19 protein-coding genes are annotated in these 24,047 nt (G+C 66.9%); all 19 read left to right on the top strand.

Annotation, left to right across the window (positions count from 1 at the left end):
• Positions 1 to 45: 45 nt before the first annotated feature.
• The 19 genes from WT26_RS01525 to WT26_RS01440 all read left to right on the top strand — a co-directional run bounded on the left by WT26_RS01525 (position 46) and on the right by WT26_RS01440 (position 24,032).
• Complete coding sequence (locus tag WT26_RS01525) at positions 46 to 1,548, top strand: flavin monoamine oxidase family protein (RefSeq protein WP_069272027.1); 1,503 nt, start codon at positions 46 to 48, stop codon at positions 1,546 to 1,548.
• Complete coding sequence (locus tag WT26_RS01520) at positions 1,549 to 2,229, top strand: c-type cytochrome (protein ID WP_069272026.1); 681 nt, start codon at positions 1,549 to 1,551, stop codon at positions 2,227 to 2,229.
• Between the two features lie 30 nt (positions 2,230 to 2,259).
• Complete coding sequence (locus tag WT26_RS37010) at positions 2,260 to 2,415, top strand: hypothetical protein (RefSeq protein ID WP_155123028.1); 156 nt, start codon at positions 2,260 to 2,262, stop codon at positions 2,413 to 2,415.
• Positions 2,416 to 2,520: 105 nt separating this feature from the next.
• Entirely contained in the window at positions 2,521 to 3,651 is a 1,131-nt protein-coding gene (locus WT26_RS01515; protein WP_069272025.1) for a saccharopine dehydrogenase family protein, read from the top strand.
• 41 nt (positions 3,652 to 3,692) lie between these two features.
• Positions 3,693 to 5,246, top strand: coding sequence for a class I adenylate-forming enzyme family protein (locus WT26_RS01510; RefSeq protein ID WP_069272024.1), 1,554 nt, complete (start codon positions 3,693 to 3,695; stop codon positions 5,244 to 5,246).
• 25 nt (positions 5,247 to 5,271) lie between these two features.
• Positions 5,272 to 6,513, top strand: a complete 1,242-nt coding sequence (locus tag WT26_RS01505) for a thiolase family protein (RefSeq protein WP_069272023.1) — start codon at positions 5,272 to 5,274, stop codon at positions 6,511 to 6,513.
• Positions 6,514 to 6,707: 194 nt separating this feature from the next.
• Positions 6,708 to 8,051 (top strand): NAD(P)/FAD-dependent oxidoreductase, encoded by a 1,344-nt coding sequence (locus WT26_RS01500; RefSeq protein ID WP_155774623.1) that lies wholly within the window; start codon positions 6,708 to 6,710, stop codon positions 8,049 to 8,051.
• 219 nt (positions 8,052 to 8,270) lie between these two features.
• A complete protein-coding gene (locus tag WT26_RS01495) occupies positions 8,271 to 8,945 on the top strand; it encodes a TetR/AcrR family transcriptional regulator (protein ID WP_081333696.1) in 675 nt (224 codons plus the stop codon).
• 170 nt (positions 8,946 to 9,115) lie between these two features.
• Entirely contained in the window at positions 9,116 to 10,405 is a 1,290-nt protein-coding gene (locus WT26_RS01490; RefSeq protein WP_069272020.1) for an acyl-CoA dehydrogenase family protein, read from the top strand.
• A gap of 176 nt (positions 10,406 to 10,581) precedes the next feature.
• The gene (locus WT26_RS01485; protein WP_069272019.1) at positions 10,582 to 11,331 is read left to right on the top strand and encodes an electron transfer flavoprotein subunit beta/FixA family protein; all 750 of its coding nucleotides are present in this window, start codon (positions 10,582 to 10,584) and stop codon (positions 11,329 to 11,331) included.
• A 15-nt stretch (positions 11,332 to 11,346) separates the two neighbouring features.
• Positions 11,347 to 12,291 (top strand): electron transfer flavoprotein subunit alpha/FixB family protein, encoded by a 945-nt coding sequence (locus WT26_RS01480; RefSeq protein WP_069272018.1) that lies wholly within the window; start codon positions 11,347 to 11,349, stop codon positions 12,289 to 12,291.
• Positions 12,292 to 12,507: 216 nt separating this feature from the next.
• A complete protein-coding gene (locus WT26_RS01475) occupies positions 12,508 to 13,182 on the top strand; it encodes a histidine phosphatase family protein (RefSeq protein ID WP_069272017.1) in 675 nt (224 codons plus the stop codon).
• Positions 13,183 to 13,201: 19 nt separating this feature from the next.
• Entirely contained in the window at positions 13,202 to 14,233 is a 1,032-nt protein-coding gene (locus tag WT26_RS01470; protein WP_069272016.1) for a phosphotransferase, read from the top strand.
• Positions 14,234 to 14,288: 55 nt separating this feature from the next.
• Positions 14,289 to 15,053 (top strand): SDR family oxidoreductase, encoded by a 765-nt coding sequence (locus WT26_RS01465; RefSeq protein ID WP_059523897.1) that lies wholly within the window; start codon positions 14,289 to 14,291, stop codon positions 15,051 to 15,053.
• A gap of 82 nt (positions 15,054 to 15,135) precedes the next feature.
• On the top strand, positions 15,136 to 16,401 hold the full coding sequence (locus WT26_RS01460) for an acyl-CoA dehydrogenase family protein (RefSeq protein WP_069272015.1): 1,266 nt from the start codon (positions 15,136 to 15,138) through the stop codon (positions 16,399 to 16,401).
• Between the two features lie 68 nt (positions 16,402 to 16,469).
• Positions 16,470 to 17,366, top strand: coding sequence for a LysR family transcriptional regulator (locus WT26_RS01455; protein ID WP_069272014.1), 897 nt, complete (start codon positions 16,470 to 16,472; stop codon positions 17,364 to 17,366).
• 290 nt (positions 17,367 to 17,656) lie between these two features.
• Positions 17,657 to 18,775 (top strand): branched-chain amino acid ABC transporter substrate-binding protein, encoded by a 1,119-nt coding sequence (locus WT26_RS01450; RefSeq protein ID WP_231130445.1) that lies wholly within the window; start codon positions 17,657 to 17,659, stop codon positions 18,773 to 18,775.
• 289 nt (positions 18,776 to 19,064) lie between these two features.
• Positions 19,065 to 20,261 carry an ABC transporter substrate-binding protein gene (locus WT26_RS01445; protein WP_081333695.1) on the top strand — a complete coding sequence of 399 codons (1,197 nt, stop codon included), beginning with the start codon at positions 19,065 to 19,067 and terminating at the stop codon, positions 20,259 to 20,261.
• 45 nt (positions 20,262 to 20,306) lie between these two features.
• Positions 20,307 to 24,032, top strand: a complete 3,726-nt coding sequence (locus WT26_RS01440) for a hybrid sensor histidine kinase/response regulator (protein WP_069272013.1) — start codon at positions 20,307 to 20,309, stop codon at positions 24,030 to 24,032.
• The last annotated feature ends 15 nt before the right edge of the window (positions 24,033 to 24,047 follow it).

Raw genomic sequence — 24,047 nt, 5'->3', positions numbered from 1 at the left:
AGATGAATCAGTGATCCTGATAAAAACGGAGAAAGGAAAGGTGCGATGAAAATCCTTGGAGTAAAGAGGCGGGATCGGCAGCACTCGCCCGATACGCAGACCCGGCGTCAGATCCTTCGTCTCGCGGCCGTGGGCGCCGTGTCGCTGGCCGCGGGCGAGGTGTCGCTGGCGGAGGGCGCGACAGCGCCCTCCGCGAACCGCGACGTGCTGGACGTCGTCATCATCGGCGCCGGGCTCGCGGGGTTGACCGCCGCGCGTGACCTGAAGCGCGCCGGATGCGAATCGTTCGTGGTGCTGGAGGCGCGCAACCGGGTCGGCGGGCGGACCTACAACCACGATCTCGGGCACGGCGTGGTGTCCGAAGCCGGCGGCCAATGGATTGGCCCGGGGCAGACGGCGATTGCCGATCTCGCACGCGAACTCGGGGTCGATACGTTTCCGACATATTACGCGGGCAAGACCGTCGTGCTGGCCGGCGACGCGCGCGTTGCCCAGGATTTCCACGGCGGCTCGGGCGGCGACGACGCGATCGGCGCGAAGCTTGGTGCACTCGCACGCGGCGTGCCGTCGCGCGAGCCGTGGACCGCGCAGCACGCGTCGGAGCTCGACAAGCTGACCTACGGCGACTGGCTGCTCAAGCAGGGCGTGACCTACGAGGACGGCTACTTCCTCGGCCTCGCGGCGAAGCTGTCGCTCGGCGGCGCACCGGCCCAGCTCGGGCTGCTGCACTACCTGTCGATGATCAACAGCGCCGATTGCGACTACGCGAAGCTCGAATCGACCAAGGGCGGCGCACAGGAAACGCGCTTCGTCGGCGGCTCGCAGGTGCTCAGCACTAAAATGGCGCGCGAACTCGGCGGCAAGGTCCGGCTGTCCTGCCCGGTGCGCAAGATCTCGAGCTGGGATCGCGACGTGGTCGACGTGCAGACCGATCGCGGCGTGCTGCGTGCACGGCGGGTGATCGTTGCGCTCAATCCGGCGCTGTGCCAGCAGATCGTGTTCGATCCGCCGCTGCCGGACGGCCGCGCGCAGTTGCAGCGGAACTGGCCGGCGAATGCGCCGATGCGCAAGACGGTGCACGTGTACGACCAGCCGTTCTGGCGCGACGACGGCTACAACGGACAGATCTTCGAGGTCGGCGGCCCGGTGTTCATGGCGTACGACAACTCGCCGCCGGACGGCTCGGTCGGCGTGCTCGCCGCGTTCGTCGCGCCGGGCGCGCTGCCGGCCGAGCCGAAGGCCGCCGAACGGACGTTGTCGGTCATCTATGCGAAGGCGTTCGGCGCAAAGGCGCTGCATCCCACGCAGTTCCACGACTACGACTGGGGCCGCGTCGATCCGTGGACGCTGCAGTGCATCCACCCACTGCCGCCCGGCTTCTGGACGAAATGGGGCAAGTTCCTGCGTCCGGAGGCCGGCCGGTTGATCTGGTCGGGCACCGAGACCGCCGACATCTGGGCCGGCGCGATGGATGGCGCGGTGCGATCCGGGCACCGCGCGGCGTTGCAGGCGCTCGGCAAGCTGGCACAACGCAGCGTGAGGGTGTAAATGAAGCGCGGAATGATCATCGGCGCCGTCGTGGCAATCGTCGCATTGGCGGGCGCGGGCGCGCTCCATGGGCGCGACATCCTTGACGGAATGCGTTTCGAGAAAGCGATGGCCGCGATCGGCGAAGCCGACAAGGCCAACGGCGACGCATGGCCGCAGCCGCAGGAGACCTGCTTCTTCTGCCACGGCGCACGCGGCCAGTCGTTCAATTCATGGTATCCGTCGCTGTCCGGCCAGCCCGAGGCGTATCTCGCGGCCCAACTTCGAGCGTTCGCGTCGGAGCAGCGGCACAACCCGTATATGGGACCGCTTGCACGGGATCTCGACGACGGGCAGGTCAAGACGCTGGCTGCCTATTTCGCGCGGCAGACCCCGACCCGCAACGAGGACGTTCCGGCCGACGCGGCGCTCGACAAGCGCGGGATGGCCCTGATCCAGTCCAGGAGTTGCCAGGCCTGCCACGGCGCGACGCTGATGGGCAGGGATCAGGCGCCGCGACTCGCGGGCCAGGGGGAGATTTACCTCGCGACCCAGCTAGCCGCGTTCAAGACGGGCGAGCGCAGGGATCCGACCGGTGCGATGAACGGCTTGGCCGCGACGTTGTCGGGCGACGACATCCGGGCGGTGGCGCACTACCTGGCCAGCGCGTCGCCCGGGCAGGCGGACGGCGCGGTTCGTTAGGTCCGGCGCAACCACGACGAGGCAGACGAAATGGGATCGGTTCGCGGCACGCGCCACGTTGCGCACCGGGCCTGCGACGCCGCGACGACGGCCGTGCGCGACGGTTCGGACGAGTTCGCGAAAGGTCGGCAGGGCAGGGAATACCCGGTCTTTTTGTTCGCCCATTTGTTTGTCATGATGACCTAACATTGGCAATGTGTTCTAGAAATGCGCGGCCGGCATCCGGTCCCGGCAACATCGGCAAAGTTTGATCGATCCGATTCATCACCACTCGAGTTTCAGGAGACAAGCATGGCTAAGCACCCCGTCGTCGTTTATGGCGCAAGCGGTTACACCGGCATGTTGATCATGGACTGGCTGATCGACCAGAACATCCCGTTCACGGCGGTCGCGCGCAATGCGGGCCGCGCGAAGGAAATGATGGCGCAGCGCGTCGTGCGCCTCGAATCCGCGCAATACGAAATCATCGAAGCCGAGCACGACGTCGATGCGCTCGTGAAGGCTTTCCGCGGTGCGAAGGTGGTATGCAACACGGTCGGGCCGTTCTCGAGCTTCGGGCTTGTCGGCGTCGAGGCCGCGCTGAAGGCCGGCTGTCACCATCTCGATACGACCGGCGAACAGTCGTATATCCGCGCGGTGCGTGACCAGTTCGGCGAGCAGTACCGCCAGGCCGGCCTGCTGGTGTCGTCGTCGAACGCGTACATGTACACGTTCGCCGAGATCGCCGCCGAGCTCGCGCTCGAAACGCCGGGCATCGATGCGCTGGAGACGGCCACGCTGACGCGCGGCCCGCGCGGCGCGGCCGGCGTGAGCATCGGCTCGACCGCGACGATCTTCGACGGCGCGCGCCACGAATCCTGCTACCTGTGGGAGAAGGCGCTCGTGCCGCACGCCGCGGACGCATCGTTCACCGTCGCGACCCCCGAGCTGATGCAGCCGGTGTTCTGCCTGCCGTGGGGCGGCACGTCGCTGCCCGTCTACTTCGAACACGATGCGCGCGTGCGCAGCTGCATCTCGTGCGTGGGTTTCTACGACAACAACGTGATGAAGCTGGTGCACCAGTTCGGGCAGAAGTGGGAAGCCGAATACAGGCACCTGCCGCGCGAGCAGCAGGACGAAGTGCTGAAGCAGGTCGTCGCGTCGACCACGCCGACGATGCCGCCGCGCGAGCGCACGACGATCCAGCGCAGCGTCGATTTCGCGATCGGCCGCGGCCAGCTCGCGGCGGTGCGCGCGACCGTGCACGGCGTGACGCCGTACATCTCGACGGGCGCGATTCACGCGGCCGGCGTGCTCAGGCTGCTCGACGGCGATACCGCGCGCACCGGCTTCGCGTCGGGCTCGAAGGCATTCGGCCATCGCTACCTGCTCGGCTTCCTCGAACAGCGCGGGCTCGCGCGCGCGACGGTCACGCAACTGTGATGCCGACGCCGGGCCGTCACGCACTATAAGGACAACGAGACATGGCGATCATTGATTTCTTCGACCGCGGGTGGCGCATTGCCCCGAACGGCATCGCGTATATCCAGGACGATCGCAACTACACGTTCCAGGAGATCGGCGAGCTGTCGTGCCGCATCGCCAACGGGCTGCTCGCCGCCGGCTTCGCGAAGGAGGCGAAGGCGGCGGTATGGGCCGACAACGACGTGATCGGCTGGAGCTGCGCGCTCGGGATGTGGCGCGCCGGACTCGCGTATATCCCGGTGAACGGGCGCAGCACGCCCGCGGAGAACCAGTACGTGCTTGATGCGTTCGACTGCGAGGTGCTGTTTTTCCACCACGCGTTCGCGGCCGCGATCGACACGTTGCGCGCCAGCCTGCCGAAAGTGAAGCTCTGGGTGTGCCTCGACGCCGACCTGCCGTGGGCTCCGTCGCTCGCCGCGTGGAGCGAGCGCCACCCGGCGACGCCGCCGGTCGTCGATTACGCGATGGACGACGTCGTCGCGCTGTCGGCCACGGGCGGCACGACGGGCGCGCCGAAGGGCGTGATGAACACGCACCGTTCGCTGCAGACGTACTTCGCGCAATTCATGATGGCGTGCCCGTATGGCGCCGAGCGCCCGGTGAATCTCGCCGCGGCGCCGATGACGCACACGGCCGGCATGATGTCGCTGCCCTGCACCGCGCGCGGCGGCACGGTGGTCGTGCTGCCGAAGCCCGACCCCGCGCTGTTGCTCGGCGCGATCGTCAAGCACCGCGTGACCGAGTTCTTCCTGCCGCCGACCGTGATCTACCGGCTGCTCGACATCCCCGGCATCGAGCAGGTCGATTTCTCGTCGCTGCGCTACTTCCTGTACGGTGCCGCGCCGATGTCGGTCGAGAAGCTCAAGCGCGCGATCGACGTATTCGGCCCGGTGATGACGGGCGGCTACGGGCAGACCGAGGCGCCCGCGTCGATCTCGTACCTGACACCGGCCGAGCATTTCGTCGACGGCAAGCTGGCATCTGACACGCGGCTCGCGTCGGTTGGCCGCCCGAATCCGCTGGTGCGCGTCGAGATCGTTGGCGAGCGCGGCGAGCTGCTGAGGCAGGGGGAAACCGGCGAGATCTGCGTACGCGGCGATCTCGTGATGAAGGGCTACTACCGCGCGCCGGACAAGACGGCCGAGACGATCGTCGACGGCTGGCTGCACACGGGCGACATCGGTCATCTCGATCGCGACGGCTATCTGCACATCACCGACCGCAAGAAGGACATGATCATCAGCGGCGGCTTCAACGTCTATCCGAGCGAGATCGAACAGGTGATCTGGGCGCACCCAGCCGTGCAGGACTGCGCGGTGATCGGCGTGCCCGACGACAAGTGGGGCGAAGCGGTGAAGGCGGTCGTCGAGCTCAATGCCGGCCAGCAGGTGAGCGCGGAAGAACTCGTTGCGCTGTGCAAGGAGAAGCTCGGCTCGGTGAAGGCGCCCAAGAGCGTGGATTTCGTCGCCGCGCTGCCGCGCAGCACGGCGGGCAAGGTGCTGAAGAAGGACCTGCGCGAACAGTACTGGCAGGGCCAGCAACGCAGGATCTGAGTCCCACTTCCACGGACGCTACACCATGAGCAACATCTACATCGCCGGCATCGCGATGACCGTGTTCGGGCGGCATCTCGACCGCAGCCTCGACGATCTGGCGAGAGAGGCGCTGCGCGGTGCACTCAAGGACGCCGGCTGCCACGCCGATGCGATCCGCGCCGCGTTCTACGCGGGCATCACCAACGGCCCGCTGCAGGGGCAGTTGTCGATTCCCGGCCAGGTCGTGTTCAGCAAGATCGGCCTCGAAGGCATTCCGGTGTTCAACGTCGAGAATGCATGCGCGTCCGGTAGCACGGCCGTGCATCTGGCGGTGCAGCACCTCAGGGCGGGCGCATGCGACGTCGCGCTCGCGCTCGGCGCGGAAAAGATGAACGTCGCGGACAAGGCGAAATCGTTCGCGCTGTTCGAGGCCGGCTGGGACGTGTCGCGCGTCGACGAGAATTTCGCGACGCTGGCGAAGATGGGCGAAGGTGTCGTGCCGCCTCCGGGATCGGAATCCGACAAGCCGTACAGCCGCTTCATGAAGATCTACGCTGCGATGTGCCGGCATCACATGCACACGTACGGCACGACGCAGCGACAGATCGCCGCCGTGTCGGCGAAGAACCACGGGCATTCGGTGCACAACCCGTATTCCCAGTTCCGCCAGCCGTTCACGATCGACGAGGTGCTGGCGGCCGCGCCGATCACGTACCCGATCACGCTGCCGATGTGTGCGCCGCTGTCGGATGGCGCGGCAGCCGCGATCCTCTGCACGGAGGAAGGGCTGGAACGCATTGGCGCCGATCGCAGCCGCTGCATCCGGATCGCCGCGAGCGTGATCCGCAGCTTCACGCGGCGGCGCATCGACGAGCCCGGGAAGAGCATCGGCCGTCTCGCGGCACTGCAGGCTTATGAGCAGGCATCGCTTGGCCCGGAGGACATGGACGTGGCCGAAGTGCACGACGCGTCGGCAATGGGCGAAATCATCCAGGCCGAGAATCTCGGACTCGCGCCCCTCGGGGAGGCCGGCGCCGCGGCCGAGCGTGGCGAATTCACGCTCGGCGGGCGCATCCCGATCAACACGTCGGGCGGCCTCGAATCGAAGGGCCATCCGCTCGGTGCGACCGGCATCGGGCAGTTGTACGAACTGGTCACGCAGTTGCGCGGCGAAGCGGGCGCACGCCAGGTGGACGGCGCGCGTCATGCGATCCAGGAGAACGGCGGCGGCTTGCAAGGCGTTGAAGAGGCCGCGCTTGCCGTCCATATCCTGAGCCGGCACTGAGGAAGGTAAGCCCGGCAACGGGGCCGGCCGCGACGCAACGCAATCCTGAACCCGGGTGCGTTCGCCGGCGGGCGGGCGCCGGGGCGGACATCGATGCCGTGCGAAGCGCAGTTGGTGCAATGGCAATGGCAACGGGATCGCCCACGGTCGCGAGCGCGGCCGCGTGCCTCGTTCGCCGGAAGGAGGAAACCGGAATGAGTGCAGTGCTGGAAAAGTATCGTCCGCTCGGCGGATGGGTGGAAATGCCGGACGATCCGCAGCCGCCGCTCGAAGGCGAGGTCAGTGCGGACGTCGTGGTGGTCGGCGCGGGCTTCTCCGGGCTGTCCACCGCGCTGGAGCTGGCCGCGCGCGGCGCGAGCGTCGTCGTGCTCGAACGCGAATTCGCCGGCTTCGGCGCGAGCGGGCGCAATGCCGGCTATCTCGCCGGCGGCCAGGGCCTCGAATACGAACTGTTCGTCAAGCGCGTGGGGCGGGAGCGGGCGAAGCGGATCGTCGGCTTCTACGACGAGGGCGTCGCGTACGTCGAATGCAAGCTCGCCGAATACGCGATCGACTGCGACTACCAGGCGACGGGGATCATTCGCGCGGGCGTGCATCCGTCGCAGGAGAAGCGCTTGCGCGAGAGCATGGAGACGGGCGTCGAACTCGGTTCTCCGGCGGCGTTCCTCGATCATGCCGCGATGCGCGAACGCGGGATTCCGCCGGCGTTCCTGTTCGGCTGCCACATGCCGCACGGCGGCACGCTCGATCCGGGCAAGTACGTAACTGGCCTGCGGCGCGCGGCGCTCCGCGCGGGCGTGAAGATCTACGAAAACACCGCGCTGCTTTCGTATACCGAAGGACCGGTCGTCAATGCGCATACCGCGCGCGGCAGCGCGAGTGCGCCGGTGCTGGTGCTCGCGACCAATGCGTACACGCCGCAGCTCGGCCTGCTCGGCGACAAGGTGATGCCGCTGCGCGTATCGGCGCTCGAAACCGAGCCGCTGTCCGATGCGCAACTCGCGGCGCTGGGCTGGCCGCGGCGCGAAGGCATCGTGACCTCGCATCTGACGATGGAAAGCCACCGCCTGACCGCGCGCAACACGCTGCTGCTGACGACCAAGCGGCTGCATTATGTATACGGCTCGCAGACGCCGAACGTGCCGGACGACGACGCGTATCGCGCGCTCGCGCAGACGCTGCACGAGCGTTTTCCCGAATTGGGCGACGTCGCGGTCCGCGCGTGCTGGAGCGGCTATATCAGCCTGGCCGGCGATGCGTTGCCCGTGGCGGGCGAAACCGGCGAGCACCGGAACATCATCTACACGGCCGGGTGTTCGGGGCATGGCGTCGGCACCCAGTCGTTGATCGGCGAACTGCTGGCCGAGCGGATCCAGGGCGCCGAGCATCCGCTGCTGGCGGCCTTGCGCCACAAGACGCCTGCGACGCTGCCCGAGCCGCTGCGATGGTGTGCGATGACCGCGATGCTCGGCGTCGCGAACCTGCTCGACGAACGCGTGAACCGCAAGGTGCGCGACACGGCTGCGCGAAGCACATAGCAACGGGTGTCGCGGCTGAAGTCACCCGCTCGGGAGCGTCTTGCGGGCCGGCTCCCGATGCGTCGAAACGGAGGCCGATCACGCGCCCGGGCAAGCCAGCCGGGCGTAAGCGACTTGTTGGAAAATGCGTCAGGCATCGGGTATAGTCATCAGCGCCCGGCGAAGCGCCGGCGAGACTATTTCCACGAGGCCAGAGCGCCCAAACGACGACGGAAAGCGATGACAGTGCCCATTGAGCAGCGCAACGGCAGGAAACGGCGCACATCGAGCGCAGCACCCGCAGGAAACGGCACCGACGGCTTGCGCGCGCAGGGCCTGCGCACGCGCAACACGATCATTCGCGTCGCACGCAAGCTTCTGCTGGAAGGCGGGCCGCTGGAGTTCTCGCAGCGCGCGGTTGCGGCGGCGGCAGGGATCAGCGTCAGCAATCTGCAGTACTACTTCCCGACGCGGCTGGCCGTATTGCGGGCGGTCATGGAGCCTGCCATCGGGACGTACCTGAAAGAGCTGACGCGTGCGCTCGACAGCGACGCGTCGCCGCACGAGATACTCGACGCGCTCATGAAGAGGGCGCTGCGCGATGCGAAGGATGCGCAATACAGGGCGCTGTGGGTGCATTTCTTCTCGTTCGCGGCGATCGACGACGAGTGCCGCAGGCTGGTCGACGAGTGGTACGCGACGCTGACGCGCGACCTCGCGCAACTGCTGCGCGCGGTCAATCCGGCGTTCAGCGCGGCCGACAGCCGGCACGTCGCCACGCTGCTGATCTCGATGGCCGACGGGCTGGCCTTTCAAGCCGGCGCGGGGCGGCATACGCCGGCGCTCGAGGCGAGATTCATGGAATCCGCCCATTACCTCGTGTACGGAAAGCCGTCGAGCGCCGCCGGGAAGTAATGGCCGAAACGCTACCGCGGCATCCGGAAGAGACAGGGGAATACCCTGTCTTTTTTTTGCTCCCTATGTTTGTCATGATGACCTATGTTTGTCATGTATTACTAGATGTGGGATGACCGGATGCACCCGCTGTCCGGTCGGCATGCTTCCAGGAGAGGAGGAGAACCGAAATGATTCGTCTGCATAAATCCGCTGCATTGCCGTCGGTCGGGCTGACCGGCTTCGAGACGCCGTTGAGCGAAGAGGAAAGTGCAATCCAGCACACGGTTCATCGTTTTGCGCGCGACGTGCTGCGGCCGATCGGCCGCGAGCTCGACCGGATGACGGCGGAGGACGTGATCGCTCCGGGCTCGCCGTATTGGGCCGCGATCGTCGAGAGCGCGAAGCTCGGGCTCGATCCGCAACTGATCGCGCAGTTTCCGCCGGAAACGGCCGTGCGCATCGAGTCGCTGATCGGCGAGGAACTCGGCTGGGGCGATTCGGGTCTGGCCGTTTCGCTTGGCGCCGCGACCACGCCGTTGATGATGGCCCAGTCGGTCGGCAACCAGGAACTGATCGACATGTGTACCGGCAAGATCGGCTGCTGGATGAACACGCAGCCCGATCGCGGCTCGGACGCGGCGATCCTGTATCGGCAGGAACTCGGCGCGCATGGCCGGCAGCCGGTCGGCAACGTGTCCGCGAAGGTCGGCGCCGACGAGATCGTGATCAACGGGCAAAGCTCGGCGTGGATCTCGAACGGCTCGGTCGCGCAGGTCGCGCTCGCGTACATGGCGGCCGACTACGGCGACGGCTTTTACGGCGAAGGCGAGCGCAGCGCGTTTACGAACGGCATCGCGATGATCCTGCCGCTCGATCTGCCCGGCGTGTCGCGCGGCAAGCCGCTCGACAAGATCGGCCAGCGCTCGCTGCCGCAGGGCGAGATCTATTTCGACAACGTGAAGGTGCCCAGGCGCTTCGCGGTCGCGCTGAAGGACGACTATCTCGGCAACCTCGCGTCGACGTGGTCATATGCGGGCACGCACATGTGCCAGGTGTTCGTCGGCGCGGCACGCGCCGCGTTCGAACTGGCGCTCGCGTATTGCCACGAGCGCAAACAGGGCGGCGCGTTGCTGATGGATCACCAGATGACGCACCTGCGCATCGGCGAGATGCTGCGTCGGCTCGAGATGGCGCGCGCGATCTCGCGCCGCAGCCTCGCGTTCTCGCGGATGTCGCCGCAGAGTCATCCGTATGCGACCGCGCAGGCGAAGGTGAGCGTGACCGAGGAAGCGATGAAGATCACGCATGAGGCGTTCCAGCTGTTCGGCGGCAACGGCACCACGCGCGAATTCCCGATCGAGAAGCTGTTTCGCGACGTGCGCTCGGCGCTGATCGAGGACGGCGAGAACTACGTGCTCGCATCGCGGCTCGGCGTGCTGGCCGGGAAGCTCTATCAGGAAGGGTGGGCGCGGGAATAAGCGCGCGACGGCGGCGGGGCTACCGGCTGGCGCGAAACCGGGAGCCCTCACGCGTCCTGTCTTCGCGCAACCGGGTAACCGATCGATGTGGCCGATTCGTTCAGGAATCCGGATCGGTGAACGACATGAAGGGACTGGACGGCCGCTGTATCGAGGAAATTGAATCAGGAGCAGCAATGAAAGTGCTGGTAGCAGTGAAGCGCGTCGCGGATGCGAATGTGAAGGTGCGCGTGAAGGCCGACGGATCGGGCGTCGATCTGGCAAACATCAAGATGAGCATCAATCCGTTCGACGAAATCGCCGTTGAAGAAGCCGTGCGCCTGAAGGAAGCCGGTGTCGCGACCGAAGTGATCGCGGTGTCGGTGGGCGTGACGCAAGCGCAGGAAACGCTGCGTACGGCGCTGGCGATCGGCGCGGATCGCGCGATCCTCGTCGAGTCGAACGACAGCGTCGAGCCGCTGGCCGTCGCGAAGATCCTGAAGGCGCTGGTCGACAAGGAACAGCCGCAACTGGTGATCCTCGGCAAGCAGGCGATCGACGATGATTCGAACCAGACCGGCCAGATGCTCGCCGCGCTGGCGGGTCTGCCGCAAGCGACGTTCGCGTCGAAGGTCACGATCGCGGACGGCAAGGCAACGGTCGCACGCGAAGTCGACGGCGGTGCGGAAACGCTGTCGCTGACGCTGCCGGCGGTCGTGACGACCGACCTGCGCCTGAACGAGCCGCGCTACGTGACGCTGCCGAACATCATGAAGGCGAAGAAGAAGCCGCTGGAAACGGTGAAGCCGGAAGACCTCGGCGTGGACGTCGCGCCGCGTCTGAAGACGCTGAAGGTGGCAGAGCCGCCGAAGCGCGCAGCCGGCGTGAAGGTGCCGGACGTGAAGACGCTGGTCGAGAAGCTGAAGACCGAAGCCAAGGTGCTGTAAAGGGAGCGCAGGGAAATGACGATTCTGGTGATTGCAGAACACGACCACGTGTCGATCAAGGCCGCGACGCTCAATACGGTGGCGGCGGCAGCGGTTGTCGCGACGTTCATCGACGAGGCGATCCATGTGCTGGTCGCGGGTCACAACGCGCAGGCCGCAGCCGATGCGGCCGCGAAGATCGCAGGTGTATCGAAGGTGCTGCTGGCCGACGCGCCGCAACTCGAAGCGGGCCTCGCGGAAAACGTCGAGGCGACCGCCCTGAACATCGCGAAGGACTACTCGCACATCCTCGCGCCGGCGACTGCATACGGCAAGAACATCGCACCGCGTATCGCCGCGAAGCTCGACGTCGCGCAGATCTCGGACATCACGGCGGTCGACTCGGCCGACACGTTCGAGCGTCCGATCTACGCGGGCAACGCGATCGCGACGGTGCAGTCGAGCGACCCGATCAAGGTCATCACGGTGCGCGCGACCGGTTTCGATCCGGTTGCAGCGGAAGGCGGCAGCGCGTCGGTCGAGAAGATCGAAGCGGCGGCGGATGCCGGCAAGTCGCAATTCGTGAGCCGTGAAGTGACGAAGCTGGACCGTCCGGAGCTGACGTCGGCAAGCATCATCGTGTCGGGCGGCCGTGGCCTGGGCAGCGGCGAGAACTACACGAAGGTGCTGGAGCCGCTGGCCGACAAGCTGTCAGCGGCACTCGGCGCCTCGCGCGCGGCAGTCGACGCCGGCTACGTGCCGAACGACTATCAGGTCGGCCAGACCGGCAAGATCGTCGCGCCGCAGCTGTACATCGCGGTCGGCATCTCGGGCGCGATCCAGCATCTGGCCGGCATGAAGGATTCGAAGGTGATCGTCGCGATCAACAAGGATCCGGAAGCACCGATCTTCAGCGTGGCCGACTATGGGCTCGAAGCCGATCTCTTTCAGGCGGTGCCGGAGCTGGCGGCCGCGCTTTGACCGGGTGCGGCGCGACGATAGGTGAGCCGCAGGTTGCGCGGCTTGGATGAAAACGGTTCCATGCGTCGTTCCGATCGGCCGCCAGCCGTCACCCCCAACGCTTCGTCCGGCCGGTCAGCCGAAATTCGCGGCGTGAATACCCATCGATTCAACAAATAAATTTCAAAAATGCACGTCCGGCCGCTAATCTGACCGCTACTCACGGATGAGCATGCGATGGCTGAACTTTTTCTGGTACGGCACGGGCAGGCGTCCTTCGGCACGGACGACTACGACCGGCTCTCCGCGCTCGGCGAACGGCAAAGCGTCTGGCTCGGCGAATACTTTGCGCAGCAAGGCCTGGCGTTCGACCGCGTGATCTGCGGCACGATGAACCGCCATGCGCAGACGGTCGACGCGATCCTGCGCGGGATGGGCCGTGAGGACCTCGGCTACGACCGCCATCCCGGCCTGAACGAATACGACTTCGAAGGGCTGTTTGCCGCGGCTGCCGCCGACTATCCGGAGCTCGCGCGGCTCGCGGCCGGCTCGATGAAGTCGCATTTCCGCGCGCTGCGGCAGGTGCTGCAGCTCTGGTCGGAGGACAAGCTGAGCGGGCCCGTTCCCGAGACCTGGGCGCACTTCCAGCAGCGCGTGGCCGATGCCCGCGCGGCCATCCGCCACGGCGGCGGCCGGCGCGTGCTGACGGTGAGCTCCGGCGGCCCGATCGCGGTCACCGTGCAGCAGGTGCTGGCCGCCCCGCCGTCGAGTGCGATCGCGCTGAACCTGCAGATCCGCAACAGCAGCCTTTCGCAGTTTTTCTTCAACGCCGATGCGTTCCACCTCGCGTCGTTCAACGGCATCCCGCATCTGGAGGATCCCGAACGACACGCGCTGCGAACCTACGGCTGACCCACGAACGATCGCGACGATGACGAACACACCGCAGCAACTCGATGTCGCCAGGCTCACGCAGTATCTGGAACAACACATCCCCGGCTTCGAGGGGCCCGTCGAAGCGGAGAAGTTTGCCGGCGGCCAGTCGAATCCGACTTTCCTGCTGCATGCGAAGAGCGGCCGCTACGTGCTGCGCCGCCAGCCGCCGGGCGAACTGCTGAAATCCGCGCACGCGGTCGACCGCGAATTCCGCGTGCTGAGCGCGCTGTCGGGCACCGCGGTGCCGGTCGCGCATCCGTATCACCTCTGCGAAGACCGCGACGTGATCGGCAGCCTGTTCTACGTGATGAGCTTCGAGGACGGCCGGATCTTCTGGGATCCCGCGCTGCCGGAGCTGCCGAAGGCCGATCGCGCGGTGTGCTACGACGCGTTGCTGCAGACGATGGCCGCGTTGCACGACGTCGATGTCGACGCGGTGGGCCTCGCCGACTACGGCCGCCCCGGCAGCTATTTCGAACGCCAGATCGGCGTGTGGACGAAGCAGTACCGCGCGGCGGAAACGGAGCGCCTCGACGCGATGGAGACGCTGATCGACTGGCTGCCGAAGGCGTGCCCGGAGGACACGGGCCGGCCGACGCTGGTGCATGGCGATTTTCGGATCGACAACCTGATGTTCGCGCGCGACAGCTATCGCGTGCAGGCCGTGCTCGACTGGGAACTGTCGACGCTCGGCAACCCGCTCGCCGATCTCGCGTACTTCTGCATGTGCCTGCGGCTGCCGTCCGCCGGCGACGTGCCGGGGCTCGCGGGCGAGGATCGCGACGCGCTCGGCATCCCGCACGAAGCGCAGATCGTTGCGCGCTATTGCGAGCTGCGCGGCATCGAGCCGATCCGCGACTGGCATTTCTATCTCGCATTCAGTTTCTTCCGGCTCGCGGCGATCGCGCAGGGCGTGAAGGCGCGCGCGCTGCAGGGCAATGCGTCGAGCACGAAGGCGCGCCAGGTCGGTGAAATGGCCGGGCGCCTCGCCGAGATGGCCGTCGGCGTGATCGACGCGCATCGCTGAACAACCCGAAGCCGATGCGGCGCTCGCCGCACGCACATACATGGAGGAGCAATAGATGGCAACGAATCTGTTCGACCTGACGGGCAAGATCGCACTGGTGACGGGCGCGAGCCGCGGTATCGGCGAGGAAATCGCGAAACTGCTCGCGGAGCAGGGCGCGCACGTGATCGTGTCGAGCCGCAAGCGCGACGACTGCCAGGCCGTGGCCGACGCGATCGTCGCGGCGGGCGGCCGCGCCGAGGCGCTGGCGTGCCACGTCGGGCGCCTGGAAGACATCGCCGCGACGTTCGAGCATGTCCGCGGCAAGCACGGGCGGCTCGACATCCTCGTGAACAACGCGGCCGCGAACCCGTATTTCGGGCACATCCTCGATACCGATCTCGCCGCTTACGACAAGACGGTCGACGTGAACATCCGCGGCTACTTCTTCATGTCGGTCGAGGCCGGCAAGCTGATGAAGGAGCACGGCGGCGGCGCGATCGTCAACACGGCGTCGGTGAATGCGCTGCAGCCGGGCGACCGGCAGGGCATCTACTCGATCACGAAGGCGGCCGTCGTCAACATGACGAAGGCGTTCGCGAAGGAGTGCGGGCCGTTCGGCATCCGCGTGAACGCGCTGCTGCCGGGGCTCACGAAGACGAAGTTCGCGGGCGCGCTGTTCGCCGACAAGGACATCTACGAGACGTGGAAGGCGAAGATCCCGCTGCGCCGCCACGCGGAACCGCGCGAAATGGCCGGCACCGTGCTGTACCTCGTGTCGGACGCGGCGAGCTACACGAACGGCGAATGCATCGTCGTCGACGGCGGCCTGACGATCTGAGCGAACGGACACACGAAAGCGATCAGGATTCCGATCAGTCGAGAGCCGGGAACTTCGTTTCCCTCATTTCAGGAAAAGACTCATGAACTTCGAATACTCGCCCAAAGTCAAGGAAATGCAGGCGCGCCTGCTGGCGTTCTTCGATCGGCACATCTACCCGAACGAGCATCGCTTCGAGCAGGAGGTGGCCGCGAACCGCCGCGCGGGCAATGCGTGGGTGCCGACCACGGTGATCGAGGAGCTGAAGCCGCTGGCGCGCGAAGCGGGCCTGTGGAACCTGTTCCTGCCGCGCTCGTCGCGCGCGCCGGAAGGCCTGTCGAATCTGGAATACGCACCGCTCGCCGAGATCATGGGGCGCGTGGGCTGGGCGTCGGAAGTGTTCAACTGCAACGCGCCGGACACCGGCAACATGGAGACGCTCGAACGCTATGCGTCCGAGGCGCTGAAGGACCGCTGGCTCGAGCCGCTGCTGCGCGGCGAGATCCGTTCGGCGTTCGCGATGACGGAGCCTGCGGTGGCGTCGTCGGACGCGACCAACATCGAATGCCGGATCGAGCGCGTGGGCGACGAGTACGTGATCAACGGCCGCAAATGGTGGTCGTCGGGCGGCGGCGATCCGCGCTGCGCCGTCTACATCGTGATGGGCAAGACCGACCCGGACGCGGGCCGCCACGAGCAGCAGTCGATGATCGTGGTGCCGGCTGACACGCCGGGCATCACGGTGCTGCGTCACCTGCCGGTGTTCGGCTACGACGACGCGCCGCACGGCCACATGGAAATCGACCTGAAGGACGTGCGGGTGCCGGCGTCGAACCTCCTGCTCGGCGAGGAAGGCAGCGGCTTCGCGCTCGCGCAGGCCCGCCTCGGGCCGGGCCGCATCCACCACTGCATGCGCAGCATCGGCATCGCCGAGCGTGCGCTGGAGCTGATGTGCCAGCGCCTGAGCTCGCGCGTCGCGTTCGGCAAGCCGCTCGCGCAGCACGGCGTGTGGCACGAGCGCATCGCCGAAGCGCGCTGCATGATCGAGCAGGCGCGCCTGCTCGTGCTGAAGGCCGCGTACATGATGGACACCGTCGGCAACAAGGTTGCGAAGGCCGAGATCGCGATGATCAAGGTGGTGGCGCCGAACGTCGCGTGCCAGATCATCGACTGGGCGATCCAGGCGCACGGCGGCGCCGGCGTGTCGGACGACTTTCCGCTGGCGGCCGCGTATGCGAACCAGCGCACGCTGCGCTTCGCCGACGGCCCGGACGAGGTGCACCGCGCGGCGATCGCCAAGCTCGAGCTCGCGAAGCACCTGCACCGGCTCGTGGGCGTGGCCGACATGCCGGTGACGCGCGGCGCGTAGCGGTAGATGCCCCCGGCATGGACGCAAGCGCGGCGCACGCCTTAAGATGCGGGCGAGGAGGCGACGCAATGCGTTTATCGAAGCTGGACCTGAACCTGTTCGTCGTGTTCGACGCGATCTACACCAAGCGCAACCTGACGCGCGCGGCCGAGGTGCTCAATCTCACGCAGCCGGCCGTCAGCAACGCGCTGGCGCGGCTGCGCAAGACCCTGAACGATCCGCTGTTCGTCAGCACGCCGGCCGGGATGATGCCGACGCCGCTGGCCGAGAACATCGTCGGCCGGGTGCGCGAGGCGATGCAGCTGCTCGATTCGAGCGCGCACGAAGGCGACGTGTTCGATCCGGCGTCGTCGACGCGCGTGTTCCGGATGAGCATGAGCGACCTGACCGAAGCGCTGCTGCTGCCCGCGCTCGGCGAACTGCTGCAGACGCATGCGCCCGGCATGCACGTGCGCAGCTACTACACCGATCGGCGCGAGGTGGCGACCGCGCTCGCGAACGGCTCCGTCGACATCGCGATCGACGCGCCGCTGATCGGCGATCCGCACCTGCACCAGGCGCTGCTCGTGCGCGACCGCTATGCGTGCATGATCCGCGACGATCACCCGTTCAAGGGCGACACGCTCACCATGGACGACTACCTGTCGATGGGGCACATCCACGTGTCGAGCCGTCGCAAGGGCAGCGGGCACGTCGACGCGGAGCTGACGCGCCTCGGGTTGCGCCGCACCATCCAGATGCGCGTGCAGCACTACATGGTCGCGCCGCTGATCGCGATGCGCGGCGATCTCGCGCTGACGGCACCGCTGCGGCTGCTGCAGCGCTATCCGGCGCGGATTCTCGAACTGCCGTTCGAGATGCCGGCGCTCGAGTATTTCTGCTACTGGCATCGCAGCGCCGACCGCGACCAGGCCAACCAGTGGTTGCGCGAGCAATTGATCCGGCTGTTGCGCGACGTCGGCTGACGAAGATGCGTATCGAAGATGCCGCCTCCCAAGCGCGATTTGAGCGCATTTAGCCGCTATTTCATTGCCGTTTCATGATGCGGCTCAATCGATGCGCGTCAGTAGAGCGTCGGTCAATTATGTTCACTTGACACATTTCCCGGCGGAGTGACAATTTCGAGATTGCCGGCGCCGTTCCGAGAAAGATGGCGGGCGTCAATCGGCAATCCATCGAGACGCAGATCAAAGCGTCGTTTACATTTCAGGAAACACAGATGAGACAACAAAAAGCGCTCAAGACGCGCAAGCACATGCTGATCGGAGCCGCGGCGATTCTGTCGTCGGTGGCTGTCGCCGACGCGATGGCCGACCAGGTCGTCAAGATCGGCAGCGTCGAACCGACGACGGGCGGCATCTCGCACCTCGGCAAGGACAACGAGAACGGCGCGCGTCTCGCGGTCGAGGAAATCAACGCGAAGGGCCTCACGATCGGCGGCCAGAAGATCACGCTGCAACTCGACGCGCAGGATGACGCGGCCGACCCGCGCCAGGCCACGCAGGTTGCGCAGAAGCTCGTCGACGACAAGGTCGTCGCGGTGATCGGCCACCTGAACTCGGGCACGTCGATCCCGGCGTCGAAGATCTACAGCGATGCGGGCATCGTGCAGATCTCGCCGTCGGCCACGAACCCGACCTACACGCAGCAGGGCTTCAAGACGACGTACCGCGTGGTCGCGACCGACGCGCAGCAAGGCCCGGCGCTCGCGAGCTACGCGCAGGCGAAGGGCGTGAAGAGCGTCGCGGTGGTCGACGATTCGACCGCCTACGGCCAGGGCCTCGCGAACGAGTTCGAGAAGAAGGCCAAGGCGCTCGGCCTGAAGGTGATGTCGCACGACGCGACCAACGACAAGGCGGTCGACTTCCGCGCGATTCTGACCAAGATCAAGGGCGAGAACCCGGACGCGATCATGTACGGCGGCATGGACGCCACCGGCGGCCCGTTCGCGAAGCAGGCGAAGCAGCTCGGCCTGCGCGCGAAGATCCTGTCCGGCGACGGCGTGTGCACCGAGCAGCTGTCCGACCTCGCGGGCGAAGCGGCGACGAACGTGGTCTGCTCGCAGGCAGGCGCTGCGCTCGAGAAGATGCCGGGCGGCGCGGACTTCCTCGCGAAGTACCAGAAGCGCTTCAACCAGGGCATCAAGTTCGATGCGCCGTTCGCGTATGACGCGGTCTACATCGCGGTGGACGCGATGAAGCGCGCGAACTCGACCGATCCGGCGAAGATCCTCGCGGCGATGCCGGCGACGAACTACTCGGGCGTGATCGGCACGACGACCTTCGATGCGAAGGGCGACCTGACGCACGGGGTGATCTCGATCTACGGCTACAAGAGCGGCAAGAAGACCTTCCTCGACCAGGTGAAGATGTAACGCATCATCCGCGCGCTGCGCGCCGATCGCCGGCAATTCACCCGGATTGCCGGCGATTTGCGTTTACGCGCCCGATCGATGCAATGCACCATTTGATTTAAAAAGAGAAATAAAAAATCGAATAGACAACGTTATTGAAATGAAGAGCAGCTTTCAATCCGCCCCTCTGACTTGCGATCGCATTTGATGCAATCTATATATATTTTGTAGCCGTTTCATGCCGCGCTGGCAGGCGGCGGGCGCATTGCCGGGCAGGTCTTCATCACCGTGTGCTGCAAAGGAACGAAGCATGAGCGCGAGTGCGTTTTCGGCATGGTTCTGTTTCGTTCGCGCAAACTGGCGCGGAACACTGGTCGCATGCATCGTCGCGATGCCGTGCGCCGGCCCGTGCGTCGCGGCAGAGCCCGGCTTGACCGACGGCGCGATCCGCCTTGGCATGGTCAACGCGCAGACGGGCGCGGCGGGGGGCCTCGGACACGGGCTGCGCATCGGGGCACAAGCCGTGTTCGACGACGTGAACGCGCGCGGCGGCGTGCATGGCAGGAAGATCGAGCTCGTGGTCGACGACGACCGCTACGAACCCGACAGGACCGTCGACAGCACGCTGGAAATGATCGGGCGGCGTAACGTGTTCGCGCTGTTCGGCTATGTCGGCACGCCGACGACCACGGCGGTCCTGCCGATCATCCGGGAGGCCGGCATTCCGCTCGTCGGCCCGTTCACCGGCGCGATGGCGCTGCGCAAGCCGGTCGTGCCGGAGGTCTTCAACATCCGCGCCAGCTACGAAGACGAGACCCGCGCGCTGGTCGACCATTTCATCGCACACGACGGCGCGAAACGTTTCGCGGTGTTCTATCAGGACGACGGCTTCGGGCTCGCGGTGCTGACGGGGACGCGGCTCGCGCTCCAGCGTCACGGCCTGGACGTCGTCGCGACGGGCACGTTCCGCCGCGGGACCACGGCGATCGACACCGGCCTCGCGTCGCTGCTCGACGGCCATCCGGATGTCGTCGTCATGGCCGGCCCCTATACGCCGATCGCCGCGTTCATTCGCGCCGCGCGTCGCGAAGGGCTGAAGGCCCGGCTCGCATCGGTGTCCTTCGTCGGCACCGACGACCTGATGCGCCTGGTCGGCGACGAAGGAGACGGCACGCTGATCTCGCAGGTCGTGCCGCTGCCCCGGAACGACCGGCAAGTGATCCGCGACTGCGTGCGGCTGATCGAGCAGCGCTTTCCGGGCGAGCAAGCGGGCGTGGTGCACATCGAGGGCTGCATCGACGCGAAGATCATGCTGATCGGCCTCGAGCGCGCCGGCCCGTCGCCGACCCGCGCGGCGCTGAAGCAGGCGCTCGAATCGATCAGGCATCTCGATCTCGGCGGCCTGGTCGCCGATCTGAGCGCGGACAATCACCAGGCGCTGAACGCGGTGTTCCTCTCCGAAATCGCGCACGGCCGCATCACGCCCCTGGACGCGCCGGCCAAGTAACCGTCAGGATGGCTGCGCGCGGGCCGTCCCGACCCCGGAGGCTGCATGGACATCAGGGCCAAGCTTGTCACCGGCACCAGCCTGATGCTGCTGGGTGCACTGGCGATTTCCGCGACCAGCCTGATCGCGGTGCACGGCATCGCCTCCGGTGTGGGCACGCTCACGAAGGAGTCGCTGCCGTTGCAGGTGCGCAGCAACGAACTCCAGCGCGCGTACGCGGAGCTCGCGGTGGATTTCAGCCGGCTCGAGCAGGCGCGGGACGCGTCCGAGCAGGAGCAGGCGACGTCGGAAATCGGGACGCAATTGCAGCGGATCGCCGCCATCACGGCCGCCGTGCGCGCGATCGACGGGCACGACATCGACGAACCGTACGACGCCGTGGCGGCAATGCTGCAGTCGATGAGCGAGGGCGTCGGCCAGCGTCTGCGGGATGTCGCGCAGCTCGACGCCGACAGCAGGCTGATCGAGCGCGTGCAGGCACGGAGCGAGACGTCGCTGGCCGCCATCGGCAAGGAGACGGAACGGCTGGACAACCAGGCGGAAACCGCCTTGACCGACGCGCTGGCGGCCAACATCGCGTACAACCGGACGATTCATGCGCTCGACAAGGTTCGGATGAACGTCAAGGACATCCTCAACGTTGCCGGTCATGTCGACGGCGCGCCGAACCGGTACCGGCTCGCCCCGCTGCGGGAACGGATGAAGGCGGCCTTCGACGGCGCGCGCAACGCGCTGACGATCGCGGCGCCGAACGTCGATGCCGCCGCGACGCGGGACGTGTCGGATACGCTCGAGCGGGTGGCGGCCGACCTCCTCGACGGCAACGACAGCCTGGTCGCGCTGCGCGGCAGGATGTTCGCGGAGCCGTCCGTCGCGACGCGCTATCAGGAAACAAAGGACCAAGTGACGAAGTTGCTCGATGCGCTCGACACGAAGCTGGCGGAAATCGCCGACCCGTTCGCGTTGCGGATCGTCAAGGCGCGACAGCGTCTCGACGAAACGATCGCGTTCCAGCGGCAAGCGGCGCGGATCAGGTACCTGTCGTCGGTCGTCATGGGGGGGATCGAGGAATTGACGGCCGACCTCCGCCTGGCCGGGCAAGGCGAGAGCACGGAACAGCTCGAGCGCGTCGGCGACGAGGTACGGAAGGATATCGACAAGCTCGCCGCCGCCGCGAGCGCGCTGCGCGATGCGCTCGTCGCCAGCGGGCAGGGCGAACTGAGCCGTGCGCACGACATGGTTCCGCTGACGGCGGCCCTGGCCGGTGCCGCACGCCGCATCCTCGCGGTGAGGTCGAACATGCTGTCCAACGACGCCAGCATGCAGCGCATCGTCGCGGATGTGGACACGACCGCGAATCGGCTCGCGGCCTACACGGAACAGGAAGCCGTGCGCGTCGACCTGCAGCAGCGCAGCATCGTGTCGCAGGTGTACCGCGCGATGGCCGGCGCGGTCGGGATGATCGCCGTCGTGTCGCTGTTGCTCGCGGTCGTCGGCTTCGTGATCAGCCATCGCCTCGGCAAGTCGATCTCCCTCCCGCTGGGGAACCTGACGCGCACCATGGCCCGCATCCGTAGCGGCAGCGACCTGTCGTTGCGCGTGCGTCACCACGGCACCGACGAAGTCGCGACCCTGATCGCCGGCTTCAATACGATGCTCGACGAAATCGAACGCCGCGACATCGACCTGAAGGCGGCCATCGACGCGGCCGAAACCGCGAATTCGGCGAAATCGGAATTCCTCGCGAGGATGAGCCACGAGATCCGCACGCCGATGAACGGCGTGCTGGGCATGACCGAGCTGCTGCAACGCACGCGCCTGACGTCGAAGCAACGCAAGTTCGTCGACACCGTGTATCGGTCGGGCCAGACGCTGCTCATCATCATCGACGACATACTCGATTTCTCGAAGATCGAGGCCGGCAAGCTGACGCTCGAGCGCATCGATTTCGACCTGCATCAGTTGCTCGACGATGTCGTCGCGCTGCTCGAACCCACCGCCACGCGCAAGGGGCTCGCGCTGCGCTTTCGCAAGCAGGACCCGGTGCCGGAATGGGTGCGCGGCGACCCGGTCCGGCTGCGCCAGATCCTGACGAACCTGATCGGCAATGCGATCAAGTTCACCGAGCGCGGGCAGATCGCGCTGACCGTGTCGTATGCGGACGACGGCCGCGTCGTGTTCGCGATCGCCGACAGCGGCATCGGCATCGCGCCGGACGTGTCCGCGCAGTTGTTCCGGCCGTTCCAGCAGGCCGACAGCTCGACCGCGCGCAAATACGGCGGAACCGGGCTGGGGCTCGTGATTTCCCGCCAGCTGGCCGAGATGATGGGCGGCACGCTCACGCTCGAATCGACGCCCGGCAAGGGCTCGGTGTTCACCGTGACCGCGCGGCTCGAGCCGGCGGACGGCGCGGCCGGCGCGGTCGAGGGCGCGCGACGGTCGCTGGCAGGGTTGAGGGTCCTGATCGTGGACGACAGCGAGACCGATCGCAGCGTCCTCGTCGAACATGCGTTCGAATGGCAGCTGTGCGTCGCGACGGCCATCGGCGGCGGCGATGCGCTGTCGCAGTTGCGGTCGGCCGTCTCCGACGGCGTGCCGTTCGATCTCGCCATCGTCGATGTGCGGATGCCGGGCATGGACGGCATCTCGCTCGTGCAGCACATCCGCCGCGACCCGTCGCTGCGTGCGCTCAGGATCGTCACGCTGACCGCGTTCGAGATGATGGACAGCATCCAGGTCGCGCGGGAACTCGACATCGACGCCCGGCTGACGAAGCCGCTCCATGGTGCGGAGCTGTACACGGCCATCGCGTCGGCGATGCGCGTGAGGCCGCCCCGGCTGCCGTCGTCGGCGCCGCTCGCCGACGAAGCCGAACCGGACGGCGGCCCGTTGCCCGGCGCGGTTGCGGCGCGCGTGCTGCTGGTCGAGGACAACGCGGTCAACCAGCAGATCGCGCTGGCGATGCTGGAGGATACGGGCTACGCGGTGGCAGTCGCCGAGAACGGCCGGCAGGCGCTGGAGCGGCTCGCGAACGAAAGGTTCGACGTGGTCCTGATGGATTGCCAGATGCCGCTGCTGGACGGCTTCGAAGCGACGCGGCTGCTGCGTCGGCACGAAGCGGCGGCCGGCGCGCCGCGACTGCCGGTCATCGCGTTGACGGCCAATGCGCTCAGCGGCGACCGGGAGCGCTGCCTGGCCGCCGGCATGGACGACTACCTCGGAAAACCGTTCCGTCGCGATGCGCTGCTGCAGATGCTCGCGCGCTTTGCGCGCGGCGATGCGCCGGCGGTGCCGGCAGTGGCGCCGGCCGCGAGCGACACAGCCGTCGATTCGGCAACCGATGCGGCAATCGATGCGGCGATCGAGGCGGGAACCGACCCGGCAACCGACCCGCCGAGCGCCGCCCCGGACGGCGACTCGAACGTGATCGACCGCAAGGCACTCGACGCATTGCGCGCGCTCCAGCGGCCCGGCCGCCCCGACATCCTGACCCGGATCATCGATCAGTTCGTGCTGGATGCGCCGCGACTGATCGGCGACATGCATGCGGCCGTCGCGGCGGGCAATGCCGATGCGCTGAGGCTTGCCGCCCATACGCTGAAATCGAGCAGTGCGAACGTCGGCGCGCACGTGCTGTCGGCCCGCTGCAAGGAGATCGAGCAGTTCGCGCGCGCCGCCGAAGTCGCCGCGGCGGCGGACCTGGTCGCCGGCACGAACGCCGAATTCGAGCGGGCGCAGGCCGCGCTGCTCGCGGAGCGGGTCGCCGGATGAGCCACTGAAGCCATT

The organism is Burkholderia cepacia, from assembly GCF_001718835.1.
In the GTDB taxonomy this organism is placed as follows: Bacteria; Pseudomonadota; Gammaproteobacteria; order Burkholderiales; family Burkholderiaceae; genus Burkholderia; species Burkholderia cepacia_F.
Note: the sequence above shows the minus strand (reverse complement) of the source record. Positions and strands in the feature narration are given on the sequence as shown.

Excerpts from the sequence above, each read along its gene's own strand:
- WT26_RS01525 (WP_069272027.1), top strand. The coding sequence starts at position 46 with ATGAAAATCCTTGGAGTAAAGAGGCGGGATCGGCAGCACTCGCCCGAT.
- WT26_RS01520 (WP_069272026.1), top strand. The coding sequence starts at position 1,549 with ATGAAGCGCGGAATGATCATCGGCGCCGTCGTGGCAATCGTCGCATTG.
- WT26_RS37010 (WP_155123028.1), top strand. The coding sequence starts at position 2,260 with ATGGGATCGGTTCGCGGCACGCGCCACGTTGCGCACCGGGCCTGCGAC.
- WT26_RS01515 (WP_069272025.1), top strand. The coding sequence starts at position 2,521 with ATGGCTAAGCACCCCGTCGTCGTTTATGGCGCAAGCGGTTACACCGGC.
- WT26_RS01510 (WP_069272024.1), top strand. The coding sequence starts at position 3,693 with ATGGCGATCATTGATTTCTTCGACCGCGGGTGGCGCATTGCCCCGAAC.
- WT26_RS01505 (WP_069272023.1), top strand. The coding sequence starts at position 5,272 with ATGAGCAACATCTACATCGCCGGCATCGCGATGACCGTGTTCGGGCGG.
- WT26_RS01500 (WP_155774623.1), top strand. The coding sequence starts at position 6,708 with ATGAGTGCAGTGCTGGAAAAGTATCGTCCGCTCGGCGGATGGGTGGAA.
- WT26_RS01495 (WP_081333696.1), top strand. The coding sequence starts at position 8,271 with ATGACAGTGCCCATTGAGCAGCGCAACGGCAGGAAACGGCGCACATCG.
- WT26_RS01490 (WP_069272020.1), top strand. The coding sequence starts at position 9,116 with ATGATTCGTCTGCATAAATCCGCTGCATTGCCGTCGGTCGGGCTGACC.
- WT26_RS01485 (WP_069272019.1), top strand. The coding sequence starts at position 10,582 with ATGAAAGTGCTGGTAGCAGTGAAGCGCGTCGCGGATGCGAATGTGAAG.
- WT26_RS01480 (WP_069272018.1), top strand. The coding sequence starts at position 11,347 with ATGACGATTCTGGTGATTGCAGAACACGACCACGTGTCGATCAAGGCC.
- WT26_RS01475 (WP_069272017.1), top strand. The coding sequence starts at position 12,508 with ATGGCTGAACTTTTTCTGGTACGGCACGGGCAGGCGTCCTTCGGCACG.
- WT26_RS01470 (WP_069272016.1), top strand. The coding sequence starts at position 13,202 with ATGACGAACACACCGCAGCAACTCGATGTCGCCAGGCTCACGCAGTAT.
- WT26_RS01465 (WP_059523897.1), top strand. The coding sequence starts at position 14,289 with ATGGCAACGAATCTGTTCGACCTGACGGGCAAGATCGCACTGGTGACG.
- WT26_RS01460 (WP_069272015.1), top strand. The coding sequence starts at position 15,136 with ATGAACTTCGAATACTCGCCCAAAGTCAAGGAAATGCAGGCGCGCCTG.
- WT26_RS01455 (WP_069272014.1), top strand. The coding sequence starts at position 16,470 with ATGCGTTTATCGAAGCTGGACCTGAACCTGTTCGTCGTGTTCGACGCG.
- WT26_RS01450 (WP_231130445.1), top strand. The coding sequence starts at position 17,657 with ATGCTGATCGGAGCCGCGGCGATTCTGTCGTCGGTGGCTGTCGCCGAC.
- WT26_RS01445 (WP_081333695.1), top strand. The coding sequence starts at position 19,065 with ATGAGCGCGAGTGCGTTTTCGGCATGGTTCTGTTTCGTTCGCGCAAAC.
- WT26_RS01440 (WP_069272013.1), top strand. The coding sequence starts at position 20,307 with ATGGACATCAGGGCCAAGCTTGTCACCGGCACCAGCCTGATGCTGCTG.